Annotated in this window: 11 protein-coding genes; 2 read left to right on the forward strand and 9 right to left on the reverse strand. The window is 47.4% G+C overall.

What is annotated here, in order from left to right; genetic code table 11:
• The 6 genes from B2Q61_RS09310 to B2Q61_RS09335 form a co-directional block, all read right to left on the reverse strand.
• Nucleotides 1–834: a MipA/OmpV family protein gene (locus B2Q61_RS09310; protein ID WP_290615507.1), complete on the reverse strand. Its 834-nt coding sequence runs from the start codon at nt 832–834 to the stop codon at nt 1–3.
• Nucleotides 827–2,173, reverse strand: a complete 1,347-nt coding sequence (locus B2Q61_RS09315; protein WP_290615508.1) for an ABC1 kinase family protein — start codon at nt 2,171–2,173, stop codon at nt 827–829. The genes B2Q61_RS09310 and B2Q61_RS09315 overlap by 8 nt, the downstream gene beginning before the upstream one ends.
• A 91-nt stretch (nt 2,174–2,264) precedes the next feature.
• Nucleotides 2,265–2,459, reverse strand: coding sequence for a DUF533 domain-containing protein (locus B2Q61_RS09320; RefSeq protein WP_349678780.1), 195 nt, complete (start codon nt 2,457–2,459; stop codon nt 2,265–2,267).
• Complete coding sequence (locus B2Q61_RS09325; RefSeq protein ID WP_290615509.1) at nt 2,429–3,544, reverse strand: GNAT family N-acetyltransferase; 1,116 nt, start codon at nt 3,542–3,544, stop codon at nt 2,429–2,431. The genes B2Q61_RS09320 and B2Q61_RS09325 overlap by 31 nt, the downstream gene beginning before the upstream one ends.
• Before the next feature lie 42 nt (nt 3,545–3,586).
• A complete protein-coding gene (locus B2Q61_RS09330; protein WP_290615510.1) occupies nt 3,587–6,676 on the reverse strand; it encodes an efflux RND transporter permease subunit in 3,090 nt (1,029 codons plus the stop codon).
• Nucleotides 6,673–7,722, reverse strand: coding sequence for an efflux RND transporter periplasmic adaptor subunit (locus tag B2Q61_RS09335; RefSeq protein WP_290615511.1), 1,050 nt, complete (start codon nt 7,720–7,722; stop codon nt 6,673–6,675). Before B2Q61_RS09335 ends, B2Q61_RS09330 begins: the two co-directional genes overlap by 4 nt.
• Before the next feature lie 309 nt (nt 7,723–8,031).
• On the opposite strand from B2Q61_RS09335, the gene B2Q61_RS09340 reads away from it, so the two are divergent.
• Nucleotides 8,032–9,252: a hypothetical protein gene (locus B2Q61_RS09340; RefSeq protein WP_290615512.1), complete on the forward strand. Its 1,221-nt coding sequence runs from the start codon at nt 8,032–8,034 to the stop codon at nt 9,250–9,252.
• A 54-nt stretch (nt 9,253–9,306) separates the two neighbouring features.
• The gene (locus tag B2Q61_RS09345; RefSeq protein WP_290615513.1) at nt 9,307–9,798 is read left to right on the forward strand and encodes a DUF1543 domain-containing protein; all 492 of its coding nucleotides are present in this window, start codon (nt 9,307–9,309) and stop codon (nt 9,796–9,798) included.
• Between the two features lie 64 nt (nt 9,799–9,862).
• Here the strand turns inward: B2Q61_RS09345 and B2Q61_RS09350 are convergent, their stop codons facing one another.
• The 3 genes from B2Q61_RS09350 to B2Q61_RS09360 all read right to left on the reverse strand — a co-directional run bounded on the left by B2Q61_RS09350 (nt 9,863) and on the right by B2Q61_RS09360 (nt 14,448).
• Nucleotides 9,863–11,740 carry a DUF885 domain-containing protein gene (locus B2Q61_RS09350; protein ID WP_290615514.1) on the reverse strand — a complete coding sequence of 626 codons (1,878 nt, stop codon included), beginning with the start codon at nt 11,738–11,740 and terminating at the stop codon, nt 9,863–9,865.
• 111 nt (nt 11,741–11,851) lie between these two features.
• Nucleotides 11,852–13,546: an NAD-dependent malic enzyme gene (locus B2Q61_RS09355; RefSeq protein ID WP_290615515.1), complete on the reverse strand. Its 1,695-nt coding sequence runs from the start codon at nt 13,544–13,546 to the stop codon at nt 11,852–11,854.
• Between the two features lie 56 nt (nt 13,547–13,602).
• The gene (locus B2Q61_RS09360; RefSeq protein ID WP_290615516.1) at nt 13,603–14,448 is read right to left on the reverse strand and encodes an HDOD domain-containing protein; all 846 of its coding nucleotides are present in this window, start codon (nt 14,446–14,448) and stop codon (nt 13,603–13,605) included.
• Between the last annotated feature and the right edge of the window lie 139 nt (nt 14,449–14,587).

Genomic DNA, 14,587 nt, shown 5'->3' on the forward strand with positions numbered 1-14,587 from the left:
CTACCAACCACTTACTGTCTGGGCCGATCTGGCCCAGATATAAGTTACGCCGATCCCTGCCGACCAGCCACCATTTTGCACCACTAACGGGCTATGCTGATTTTTAGCACGAGTTACTGTCTCATACCTGGCAAAACTAAAACCGCGCCATTTCGATGAGAATTTTTTGCTGATAGCAGCCGAAAACCTTAAGGCAATTAAACCTGGTTTAGCATCAAACTCAGGTCGTTCATTGGTAGCAAATTGCTCGGCAACCTGATAGAACCTGTCGGTTAGCTTTTCACTGCCAAATAACGCACTTGTGCCGAAGGTGTAGCTTAAACCGCGGCTAGTTGTAACATCAGCAAACAGTGATGGTTCAAAACTTACCCCAGTGTAACGCATGCCATCCTCAACATCGAATGCTGCCCGCACCGGCATATCCAGACGAAGCCTGCTTCCCCAGATATTATCACTAATGGTCCAACGCAGACGCGGACCTGCCTCAACCAGTGTGCCGAGTTCAGGCATTCCTGCCCGCTCGTCTATATCGCCATCAGAAGCGCCCAGAGCGGCAGCGAAGCCGACATCAACTTCCAGCTTTTCGCTTTTGTACGCCCGCAATCCGACATTATCACGATCTGCCCTTAACAAGTCGCCCCGGTAAATCAGATAAGGCAGAATAAAATTACGCTGCACTTGTTCATTTGCGCCAGGATAGGCCAACTGCTCAATGCTCAGGCCAAGCAAACCCGCTTCCCACAATGGCAGATCCGTTGCTGGCTCAGCGTCTGCTGTAGCATAAAATAAGCTGCTGGTTATCAATGCTAAGGTCGTTTTTACTCTGTTACTCATGGGGAGTTGCCACCTGTCTGGTATTTGAGTGAGTTAAATAAGGCTCAAGTAATTGCCAGATATTAACCCTGGCCCTCAGTCGGGCCGCCAGTAAATATAAGCCAGCGATTTTACGGTGTAAAAATAAAGCATCAGCCGGCGGACTGTGCCAGTAGTTTTGCTGCGTACTAAGGGCCGTACCTGCGTCCCGTAAACGTCTGGCTAAATCACTCTGGCCAAAATCAAAGGCGGCATTCTGGCGCAAAGGTTCGCACGCCAGCTCAACTAAATTCAATACTGCTGTTTTCTGTTCAGGTAAGATAGCCTGACTGAAAAAACCAATCGTGCTTAACGCACTAGCCATTGCCGGCTGGTTATTGCTACAAGCGGCACTGAACAATGCCCGATAGCCATTGCTTATGGTATCGGAATAGTCGCGACAGGCGCCAAAGTCTAGTAGTACCAGCTGCTGGCTATCTGCGTTATACAGGTAATTTGCGAAATTCGGGTCTGTTTGTACCAGTTTAAATTCAAATAACTCTCTGAAAAATAGTTTAAACATCAGCCGGAGCACTCTGTCCCGTTCCGCTTGCGGTGTATTCAGTAAACTTTCAATGGTATCACCCTCAACATAAGACATTATCAGGATATTAGCGCTGGTAAGATCCTGGTACACCTTAGGTAATAGGTAAGTGTCATCATCAGCAAAATAATGCCGATACCGTTGCAAAAACGTCGCCTCTTTTAAATAATCTGCCTCGTTTTTCAGTTGGATTTTAGCTTCAGCTAACAGGCCATGATAATCCATTTCTGGCGGGATCAAGCCGCTTAACCTTAATAAAGTCGCAACATTATCAACATCACTGTCAATACTGGCTCTTACTCCGGGATACTGAATTTTCACCGCCAGTTTGTCGCCATTATCATGATAGGCCTGATGCACCTGGCCAATTGACGCTGCTGCAATAGGTTTAAACGTAAAGTCTGCAAAATGCTGCTGCCACTGCTCTCCCAGGTTCTGCCTCAGCACTTGCGATAACTGTTTAGCCGGCATCGGGTTGGCATTGGCACGTAAGCGTGCCAGTAAATCGGTAAGTTCGGCTGGCAATAAATCGCCGCTATCCATCGACAGTAGCTGGCCCATTTTCATCGCGGCACCGCGCATGTGGGCCAGTTGGTCAGCAACCCGCTTAATATTTGCCGGGGTAAGCAGCATCGCTTTGCCGCTGGGTCTGTTCCCTTGGGCTAATTGCCGGGCCCCTTCTGCTAACATACCTCCGGCGACGCGCCCGGCAAGCGAAGCCAGACCACCTATCCGCCTGATCCTATTGCCAGGTACCTCTGACGTCTTATTAACCATCACTACCCTTACGGTTGATACTCAATAGCAGAAGATACGTGGCCGGCTACCGATAAGCTCAGTAAATGGTGTGATAAATTTTTCTCCCAGCTCAGATGTTTGTCATCTGTGCCGCCTCCGCATCAATAATCTCCCGTTCTCTGTCATCGATATGTCCGTCTGATTTTGCCGCTGCAATAACGGCAATCAGTATTGCTTTGCTATGAACTTCAACTTCTGCTTCAGAGACTCTATCAATATTAGAAAAAAATCGGATTATTTCACGAGGTGATAGTGCTGCAGCAATGCCTGCTGTTCGCGCTGAAAATAGTCAGCAATGGCGTTGTTTAACGGGCTGGGGTTGAAGTGATAGAAGCCATGACGGACAACGGGAACAAAACCTCGTTTAAGCTTATGCTCGCCCTGCGCCCCAGCATCGAACCTGGCTAGGTTATTGGCAATGCAATAGTCGATTCCGGCATAATAACAACATTCAAAATGCAGTTTATCAAACTCTGCCAGGCAGCCCCAGTAACGGCCATACAAACAATCACTGGATTTAAAGCACAGTGAAGCAGCAACCAGTTTTTCGTTAAGATAGGCGGCGAACACCACGATGCTTGTTGCCATTTTCTGGCCCCACAATTGCAAAGTTTCCGGAGTTAAATAACCGTTGTGGCCAGATCTCTTCTGATAGGTTGCCTGATAGAACTGACTGAACTTTCGCCAGAACTCAGCATCCAGTTCTGTGCCGGCATGATGTTGGATGACGATATGTTGTGCGGCAACCTGACGGCGTTCTTTACTGATTTGTTTGCGTTTACGCGAGGGTAATGCCGTTAAAAAATCAGAAAAAGTTTTATAGTTGTTATTGTGCCACTGAAACTGTACATCGAAACGCTCCAACATATCACTTTCACGCATCAAGTGTTGCAAAGGTAGGTCTGGATACAAACATTGAAAATTACTGCAGGCCAGTTGTTGTTGGTGCTGGGCAATGGCGTTAAATAACAAAGCAAATATCTGGTCGGGCTGTTCCGTCGCAGCAATTCCTAATCTTGGCCCTTCAGCCGGAGTAAAAGGCACTGCACAGAGTAATTTGGGGTAGTACGCCACGTTATAATGTTGGTATGCATCAGCAATCGCCCAATCAAACAGGTATTCGCCGTATGAGTGCAGCTTTAAATACATCGGCATCGCCGCTACCAGCGTGTCGTTCCGAAATAGCAACACATGCTGTGGCAGCCAACCACTGCCCTCGCCAACACTGCCTCCCTGCTCTAATCCAGCAAGAAAAGCGTGTTGGCAAAATGGCATATCAGTATCAAACAACCGATCCCAGGCAGCCGCATCCAGAGCAGTTAAATCATCACATAGCGTTATTTCTATCATTAAAAGTCATTTATTACTATTTTGTGGTAATGCCAACCATGATCAATCAAGCCTTTGTGCCGCTTCCAATTCACGCTCCAACCGGTTACTTTCGTCAGCCCGTGGTTTAGCAAAGCGAGCCAGAGCGAGATAAAGAACCGGGGTAAGATACAACGTAAATATCACTGCAATACCCAGACCGCCAAATACCACCCAACCAATTGCATTCCGTGCTTCAGCGCCTGCGCCGGAAGATAAAATCAGCGGCAAGCCACCTAATAGCGTTGACAACAACGTCATGGCAATTGGCCGCAGGCGAATTTGTGCGGCTTCCTCTACGGCTTTACGCACAGAGTAGCCACGATCGCGTAACTGGTCAGCAAACTCAACCAGTAAAATAGCATTTTTTGCTAATAATCCGATTAACATAACCAGACCAATCTGAGAGTAAATATTGATTGAGGTACCGGTTAAAAACAACGCAAATAACGCCGCAGCGATACCAAATGGCACGGTCGCCATTACTACGATGGCACTGTTGGCACTCTCAAACTGGGCGGCTAAAACCAGCAGCACAATAACAAACGCTAACACATAAGTTAGCGTGACTTCACGGGCGGTTTCCTCAAAGGTTAATGCTTCACCTAAAAATACCAGGCCGACATTTGCAGGTAGCTCTTGTTGCGCTAAAGTACGTAATTGTTCAACCGCCTGCTCCAGGGGGAAATCTACCGGCAATTCCATTTCCATTTCAATTGCCCGGCGCTGTGCCTGGCGTTCCAGCTCCGCAGCGACACCTTCCTCTGAAATATATGCCAAGCTGGATAGCGGTACTAAGCCGCCTAAACTTGAACCCACATAGAGGTTTGCCAGATCGGAAGGATTAGTAACCGATGTTGCTGCCGCTTGCAGAATGATGGGTACTGATTGATCACCGACATTCAGATCAGCCAGGTCGTCGCCATTTATTGCTACGCGCAAGGTCGCAGCAATATCCGACAATGGCACACCAAGCTCTTCTGCCCGGCGCCGGTCTATATTTACTCTTAACTGGGGTTGCGTGGGTTGATAAGAAATACGGGGCATTCCCAGTTCAGGCATTTGCTGCTGAATAACCTTTGAAAATGCTTGTGCAGCAGCAAAAATGCCAGCATAAGATTCGCCGGTTAAAGCTAACTCCAGGCCGCCACCCTGGCCGCGTAAGTTTAAACTGTTAGAACCAAAAGCGCGCGCCGGAGCGCCCGGGATGGCCGCCAGCTGCGGGCTGATCTGATTGATAATCTCCTGTTGCGATTTGTCACGTTCACTCCAGTTTTTAAGTGGCACGGTAATAAATACCAGGTTTGGATCCCACTGGCCAACCACCGTATAAATAGAATCGATATCACCACCATTAACATAAGGCAGTAAAATTTCTTCCATTTTATCGGCTTGCCGGTCCATAAAGTTTAAACCAACCCCATCAGGCCCCCGGGCAAACACCCGGATGGTGCCACGGTCTTCGCTTGGCATCAATTCGTTATCAAGTACAGTGTATAATGCACCTGCCCCGCCAGCGGCCAATAAGCAGGCAATAAATACCATCAGGGCATGATCCAAAGTCCAGTGCAAACTTCGGCTGTATACCGTTAACAGTCGGTTACCTATTCCGGCGAACATATTCTTTGCGTTCTGTTTAATCGGCAACCTTGCAGTTAACGCGGGTACCAGCGACAACGCTACAAAGGATGAAATGATAACGGCGGCTGCTAATACGCCACCGAATTCACGGAATAATCGCCCGGCGGTTGACGGTAAAAATGCAATCGGCACAAAAACAGCAACTAATACGGCGGTAGTTGCCACCACGGCAAAAAATACCTCACGGGTGCCGATGACAGCGGCAGCACGAGCACCAAGCCCCATGCTGCGTCGGCGCTGAATATTTTCCGACACCACAATGGCATCATCGACAATCAGGCCGGTGGCAAGGACCAATGCTAACAAAGTTAAAATGTTAATTGAAAAACCCATTAACCAAATTGCTGCTAATGCGCCAATCAGTGATACCGGAATGGATAAAGCAGGCACGATAGTGGCGCGCCAGGAGCCGATAAACAGCCACAGGGTAAAAATAACCAGCAGTACCGTTAGTGCTAAAGAGGTAATCACTTCACGTACTGAACCACGGATAAATTCAGCATCATCAGACGTGACCTGCAATTGCAGTTCCGGAAAGCGGCTTTCAACATTTTTTACCAGCGCCAACACTTCATCAGAGATTTCAATGGTATTCGAGCGAGCCTGACGAATGATGCCCAGGCCAATAACCGGTCGACCATCCAGTCTCACCATGCTGTTGGCATCTGCTGGTCCAAAATACACTGTGGCAACATCTCCAATCCGGGTATCACCACTAATGATAATATCCTCTACCTGCCCGGCGCTTACCGAGGTCGCATCAGCTCTGACAATAAGTTGTTGGTCGGTGGAGCGCAGGCTACCAGCGGGAACATCAAAAGGTGCCTGCCGAAGCGCTGCAGCAACGTCAGTAACCGCCAGATTGAAACTGGTTAGTCGAAGTGGATCAAGGATCACCCGTAGTACGCGTTGCCGGTCGCCATTTAATCTGACATCGGCTACACCTGGTATGGTTAAAAATAAAGGGGCAAGGTCGGTTTCAATGCGTTCGGTCAGGGTTTCTAAATCCAGGGTGTTGCTGGAAACGGCAATACTGACCACAGACTCTGCATCATTATCTGCTTTAATAATAGCCAGGCGTTCCACCGCCTCAGGCAGTTCACGCTGAACCCGGCTAACGGCTTCACGGGTTTCGTTGGCAGCATCATCTAAATTAACACCCGGCCGGAATTCCACCCGCACCCGTGAACTCCCTTCTTCACTCGAGGCATTAATAGATTTGACACCTGATACTCTGGCGACGGCACCTTCAAGTCTGCTGGTCACTTCGGTATCTACCGTCTCTGGTGAACCGCCGGGGAAACTTGCTGTTACCGATACGATTGGTCGATCGACATCAGGTAACTCACGAACTTCCAGGCCATTGATGGCGGCAATACCGGCAATAATGATTAACAGGTTCAGTACAATAATCAGAACTGGCCGGCGAATAGACAGTGACGGTAAATCGCTATGGATTGGATTCGGGTTCATAAACCGGCCCTTTGCACATTAGCAGCCTGCACACTCTGCCCGGCACGCAAGGTTTGGACCCCTTCGGTAATTAACATATCACCTTCAGCTAAATCGGCCGCTACCAGTAACCGGCCACTGAGTCGCTGTTTTATCTGCACGTCGACTTTTTTGGCTTTATTATCTTGTTCCATCCAGACATAAGCGCCGGTGGCGCCCCACAACAAAGCGGCTTCAGGTACAACGGCATAAGCTTCTCCGCTAACTTCAAGTTTCACCCGGAAACTCATGCCAGGGCGGTATAAATCGTCGCTGTTATCAAGCAGAGCCCGTACTCTGATGGTACGGTTAACATTGTCTATGCGGGAATCTACCTGACTAATTTCGGCGTCAAGATTTATGGCGTCACCCTGCCAGGGTTGCAAGGTAAGTTCAGGTTGCTGTTGCAACATGCTCAGGGCAGTTTCCGGAGCCCTGAAATTAATTAATAACTGGCTGCGGTTATCCAAAGTGGTTATCTGGGTTTGCTGCGTAATTCTATCGCCAATTTCAACATCGGTTAAACCAACGACGCCGGCAAACGGGGCTCTGACGGTGCGATCCGCAAGTTCCGTTTCGGCCTCTGTCAACGCCACTTTAATCAAATCACGCGCCGTAGCCGCATCATCCAGTTGGATTTGAGGTACTGCGCCCTGTTGCCGGCTGGTTGTCAGTCTCTCCAGCGTACGCTCAGCATCAGCAAGCTGGATCCGAGCCCGGTCCACCGCCACCCGTTGCCGACGTGCGTCCAGTTCCAATAAAATATCGCCACGCTGTACTTTCTGGCCAGGTTTAAAATGAATTGCAGTGACTTTATCGGCTACAGCAGGATAAATAACCACTGATCGCACTGCTTCAGCTGAGCCAACCGCTTCAATCTGCTTAGTAACACGTTCGAACTCTACAGGCATACTGATCACCTGAGCAGCCCTACCTGCATCGCGGTTCTGAGCAACGGTGCTAAAACTGACACCGTTAACTAATAATAATACGGCGAGGCATATCGCGTTTTGCCATGCTGTTGTCATGTAATGTCCTTCTGCGGCATATTCGCCGTTAATTTACTGGAAAAACCTGAGTGAACTACGTCATTGTCCGCGCGACTCAGTCAGGTCTTTCCGACAGAAAAATGTTTGGTCACATCAATACCTGCAATATACGGTTTTTAGCTGATGATGATCACTAAACTCGCTCAATTGGCGACAGGCTGCGGTAATTTGAGTTAAGCGGTGCATGTGCATCGACAGCACCGCATCTGACTGCTAGCATCGTTTAGCATTTTAGCATTTTAGCATTTTAGCATTTTAGCATTTATACCTAAGCTCAGAGGCAACGCGATGGCCGAAGCAATTATCAGTAATAAACATAGTGTTTATTCCAGCAAGATCCGCTGGTTTATATTTAGTCTTATCGTGATCAGTGTTGTTTTATCCTGGAGTGGCATTATTGATCGCTACACTACTGCTTACATTGATGATGCCTTAATTGAGGCCGGTTCTGCTTTTTTAATTGCCAGGGGCATGAATGCCCTTATTTCTTTTTTGCAATCTGTCACCTTTGAATTCAGTGTAGGAGTTGGTGGCTCTGTTGGCGCAGGTGAGATCCTTGATCCCCTGAACGATCTGGTTGAACAATATTCCTCGGCCATGAAACTGGCTATTGGTTCACTGGTGATTCAAAAAGTATTACTTGAAATTGTCAGCGATACTTTTTTCAAAATAATACTGAGCATTTCCGCATTATCTGTACTGATTAGCTCACTATTACCCGGGGTGTTTACCTCAGGCTATTTAAAGATGCTGCTGCTACGTTGTTTTTTAGCGTTGTTGTTTCTGCGTTTTGCTCTGGTGGTAGTCGTGGCCGCTAATGGCCTGGTTGACCGGGCCTTTTTATACGATCGCACCCAGCAGCAGATGCATATTCTGGAGTCTATTGAAGGGGTTCAGGATCAGGGAAATCAACTCATTAATCCGGCCCTGAGTCGTGACCTGACAGAAGATATTTCGAGCTTACAGCTGCAATTGGCAACAATCAGTCAAACACTGCAAAAACTAGAGCAACAACAACCAATGGCACAACAGGAGCTTGGCCGCCTCGAACAACAATTAAACAATCTGTTGCGCGAGCTTGGGGTACTGCAACGGCTGAATTATCTTAACCCTGATCCCAGAGTTGAACAATTAACTGATAAAATAAAACAGCGCCGTACAATGCAGCAGCGCTGGCAAAATGAGCAGCAAAGCCTGCTTCGCCAACAGGCTGACATTCGTAACCAGATCCAGCTTGCCGAGCTGGCTTTAGAAGGAAAAACACCGGGCTTCTTTGCTGCTATTGCTAATAGCTTTAATTCACTGGGGGATGGTATAGCTGCGGTTAAAGACGCGGTAAATCCCCGGCAGGTTTATCAGTTAAAGCAGCGGCTGGACAATGCAGTAACCAATATTCTTAACGTCATGGCCTTGTTTTTTTTAAAAACCCTGTTGTTACCACTTTTATTTTTGTACATGTTAAATAAGGGATTTAAGGTAATCTGGCAAAGTAAGCCAATAGTAATCTAGTATGTTACCCGCTACTATCTGCGCCTGAGCAAACAGGTATAAGGATTTAAATTCATGTTGTATATGGTGATGTTAGGTGGCAGCCACCCGAAAGCGAATGTTGAATTACATGATGTGGTTTTTGTTGCCGGTGATAACCTTGAGCAAACCTATCCGCAATTACGCGCATTATGGTTTGCCGAGCCAAAAGGGCTACATATTGATGCCTGGATGGCCATATCTGGTGTAGACCGGTTTGCTGTTACCTTAGCCGATACGCCTCAGACCAACGGCCCTAAATTGTTTTTTATTAATTTAGGTGGCTATCTCAGCAGCCTATTCGGTGAAGAACACCGTTATTTCATGCTGGTTGCGGATAACAAAACTCACGCAAAGCAACTGGCAAAACAGCAACTTAATCTTGAATGGGACAAACCTCACACCGATAATGTGTTTGAAGTGGAGCAATGCGTGGCAATAGAACAGGTTGCCGGGCGTTTTGTGCAGTTGCACCCGGCAGAGCACCAGGGTTGTTACTTCGAAAATGACTATATTGTCATTGACTAAGTTAGTATAAAGTAACGGGTTACCAGTAATGCGCCGACACTGACAACCCGTAAAGCGTTATGGCTTAGCGGGTTTCACTGCTTTTTACCTCGTTAACCCAGTTTTTCACTCGTCGTTCTAGTACGCTAAGTGGCAAGGCTCCACCGGTTAAAATCGTGTCATGAAATTCACGTATATCAAAACGCTCTCCCAACTCCTGCTCAGCATAGTGGCGTAATTCACGTATTTTAATCATGCCAATTTTGTACGCTGTAGCCTGGCCAGGCATCACGATATATCGCCGTACCTCAGACACTACCGCGCCTTCAGCAATCGGCGTTTTTTCACGGAAGTAATCAATAGCCTGCTGTTCGGTCCAGCTTTTGCTATGTAGTCCGGTATCAACCACCAGGCGTACTGCGCGCCACATTTCGGTAATAAGCCTGCCAAAATCTGAATAGGGGTTCTGATACGCCCCCATTTCTTTGGCCAGCAGCTCAGAGTAAAGTGCCCAGCCCTCGACGTAGGCGGTAAAACCAGCCTGAGTCCGGAACGTTGGTACAGATGTTAACTCCTGCGCAATTGAAATTTGCATATGATGACCTGGACTACCCTCATGATAAGCAATCGCTTCCATTTCATTTTTCGGCATAGAACGCATATCCGACAAATGGGCGTAGTACACGCCGGGTCTGCTGCCGTCTGGCGTACCCGGGAAGTAGTGCTGAGCAGCACCTGGCTGTTCCCTGAAAGGTTCAACCCTTTTTACAATAAGACCGGCCTTTGGCAACGTGCCAAAAAACTCAGGCAAGCGACTGTTGATAAAATCCAGATATTGCTGGGAATCGTCAATATAGCCCTGACGTCCCGCATCAGTGTCCGGATAGTAAAACTGATCATCTTTTTTTATAAATTTGAAAAACTCCTGCAGATCTCCAGGAAAGCCGACTTTATTTTTTATTGCTGTCATCTCAGCGGTCAGCCTTTCCACCTCGTTCAAGCCAATCTGATGGATTTCTTGAGCAGTTAGATCTGTGGTCGTTGATACTTTCAACTGGTGGTTATAGTAGGCTTCACCGTTTGCTTGTTTTCCAACCCCGGTAGCGACCGAGTCGGTATTATCAATATCATCCTGCAGCCATTGCTTCAGACCGCTGTATGCCGGTTGAAAATACTGCTCTAAGGCCATTCTGGCATCATTACGAAGTTGTTCTGCCTGCTCATCACTGATTTTGTCGGCAGCAATCAGGCTGCTGATTTTAGCCTTAGTGTCGGCCCATAGCGGAATGTCCTGCTCAGAATCCGTTAATGGAGCGCCGGCCAATAGATTATCAAGCTGCTGCATCACGCCTTCATAGGCAAAGCGTGGTGGCCGTACCCCTTGCTCAGCATTTTGCTTTGCCCGTTGCAGTAAGTCGGTAATCGCTTTGCTTATCCCTTCAATTCGCGTCACATAGGCCTGCATATCCTCTGCACTATCAACTTTATGAAAATTGATTAGTATTTGTGGTAGTAAAGCGTGGATGCCCTGCATTTGGGTAAATACAAAATTATTGGTTCTGAACGCGGCACCGGCTTTTGCCATTTCATACTGGTAAACCCAGACGTCGTATGATGTTTGTGCTTCAAGATCAAGCTCATCGTAATTAAAATTGGCCTTCAGTTCAGCAACACTCGCCGCCAGCCAGGCCAGCTGTTGTTCTTCAGCGGCAATAGTGACATCGTCAATTTGATCATATTTGTCTTTGCGGCCAAGAAAAGTCATCTGCAATGGACTTTGCTGTAATTGCTGCTCATATTTTTCTTCAAACCACTGGTTCAAACGCTCTGTGGTGGAAGAAGCCGCTACCGTGGCCTGAGCCGTAACCGGATTTTCAGCTGAATTGTTTGTGGAGTTTTCGGGGGCTGGGCTACAACCGGCCAGAATGCCGGCGACAGCAATACATAACAACGATTTGCGCATTACAGTTCCTTATTAACGGGCGAATATAATTCTCAGCGTACCGTTAATAAGGAGCATAGTCTAAGCACTAAATGTAACAAGGTTTATCCGTCTGACTTGGAAACGCCTTTGTTAACCACTAACCCGTTTATAGTGGCGGTATTGTGGTTTCCAGAAATTATCGTCGATCCGTTGTTGTAACAGATTATCTTCAATCTCCAAAGCCAGTCCTTGTTGCTGCGCCACTTTAGCTACGGCAAAAGCGATTTTTTTGCTCAGCTCTGCCAGAGCAGTAAAAGGAGGTAATAGACCACCTTTACCGGTATTAGCTAATGGCGAGGTCGCTGCTAGGGTTTTGCTGGCTGCCCGCAGCATCTCATCACTGATTAAGCGGGCTTTTACGGCAATAACACCCAGCCCGATACCCGGGAAAATATAGCTATTATTACACTGTGCAATATGATGTGTTTTGCCCTGGTATTCAATCGGCGCAAAGGGGCTGCCGGTTGCAACAATCACCTCACCGTCGGTCCACTCAATTACCTGCTGTGGCGTAGCTTCTACCTGTCGGGACGGATTACTTAGCGGAAATATAATAGGTTTGGCACAGCCTTTTTTCATTGCCCGCACCACCTGTTCAGTAAACAGGCCGGCCTGACCTGACACACCAATCAGTATGTCGGGTGTGGCACAGTGCATCACATCCAGTAAGCTGGGATAATCACCACTGTAATTCCAGTTAGCAATGGCGCTGGTGGTTTGGGTCAGCGCCTGCTGAAAATCGCGTAAATCCGGCATGGCATCAGTCAGCAACCCCGGGCGGTCAATCATAAAAATTTGTGTACGGGCCTGCTGCTCTGTAATTCCTTCGGCTACCATCTGACTAATCACTTGCTCAGCAATACCACAACCGGCTGAGCCGGCACCAACAAAGACCACTTTCTGCGTACTAAGTTTTACCCCTTTGCTTAGGCAGGCGGCAAGTAGAGTACCGACAGTAACGGCAGCGGTGCCCTGGATATCATCATTAAAACAGCAAATCTGATCACGATAGCGCTGCAATAACGGCATAGCATTGGGCTGGGCAAAATCTTCAAACTGAATTATCGCCTCCGGCCAGCGCCGTTTTACCGCCTTGATAAACAACTCAACAAATTCGTTGTAATCTTCCTGATTGACCCGTTTTTGCCGCAAACCCATATACATCGGATCATTTAACAGTTTTTCATTATTCGTACCAACGTCGAGCATAACCGGTAAGGTATAAGCCGGACTTATGCCACCACAGGCGGTATAAAGCGAGAGTTTACCGATAGAAATACCCATGCCGCCGATGCCTTGATCTCCGAGTCCCAGCACCCGTTCCCCATCGGTTATTACGATGACTTTGACTTTGGCTTTTGTGGCATTACGCAGTACATCATCCAGATTATAGCGATCTTCAAAGCTGATGAATAAGCCGCGGGCACTGCGGTAAATGTCAGAGAATTGTTCACAGGCGTCACCAACAGTGGGGGTATAAATAATCGGGATCATTTCTTCCAGGTGTTGCTGCACCAGCCGGTAAAACAAGGTTTCATTATTGTCCTGAATGGCCCGCAGATAAATATGCTTGTTAATCGCCGTATCAAAACTTTTATATTGCATATAAGCCCGGCTTACCTGCTCTTCTATCGTTTCAAAACGGGGCGGAAGCAAGCCAGTTAGGTTGAATACAGCACGCTCTTCTTTGCTAAAGGCACTCCCTTTATTTAATAGCGGTGTTTCTAATAAGGCTGAGCCGGAATAGGCGGTATATAACGAGGCTTTAACTTTTACTTCAGACATAACAGTGTTCCAGATAATAGCGCCGGCACTGCAAACAGTGCCGGTAAAGGATTGGATTAATAAATAGTGCTGATACGGGGGTTTAAAACAGACAGGATAAATAAACCTTCAGTATTGCAAAAATCGATAGCCTTAATTAAGTCTGCTTGTTCCAGATGTAATAATTCCAGCACAAAGGGATCAATCAAAGATTTAATACTATAAATATCAGGGTGCTGATTGGCTAATGCCATCCGCACTGCCAGGTAACTGATTAAGATATCTGGCTCTGCGGCGTTAAACTGGGTGCTGTGCTGCCGGGTCAGGGGTTCGACAATGCTGTCAGGCAACTGCCATAGGTTTAGCAGCTCGCCGCCACACGATGCGTAGGTAAAACCGAGAATAGTTTGCTGCAATTGCCAAGGTTTGACCTCATCATTGTAGTTCTGACAATGAGCTGCATTGTCTGGCGCTTGCTGCATTACGACTAACTCACCAATATTGTGCAGCAAGCCGGTTACATACAGTCGATCAGGCTGACGCAAACCGCAAAAGTTTGCCAGATACTTACCAATCAGAGCCGCATTGATGCTCTGCTCCCAAAAACGCTCTAAATCGATAGACGATGACCGCAGCTTGCTGCATGCTGAACTGACAGCAATGCTGATCACCAGATTGTATAACTGAGATTTACCCAATACTAATAGTGCTTTACTAACAGATTCGACCTGGTACGGCAAGCGATAGACAGCGCTGTTAGCCAGTTTTAACAATTTTGAGGTAAGTACAGGATCAAGTAAAATAACTTCAGCGATGTCATCCAGACTAGCCGTATCCGATTCCATTAGTTCTTTCACGCGAAGGTAGCTATCTGGGAAAACAAATAGATCGACAGCATTTTGCGCATATTGCAAGGCGTTCATCGGGGACATCTCCGGTTGGGTCTATCAGCACCAAAAGCATCTGACGCTTTTAAGTGTTACTGCTGCTGCCGATTTTACAAGTTTTTGCAGGAAAAACTTAGTACTTTTTCATGACATTACGATTAAACGCTGATTTGAA

The sequence above is a fragment of the Arsukibacterium sp. UBA5043 genome, assembly GCA_002415085.1.
In the GTDB taxonomy this organism is placed as follows: Bacteria; Pseudomonadota; Gammaproteobacteria; order Enterobacterales; family Alteromonadaceae; genus Alishewanella.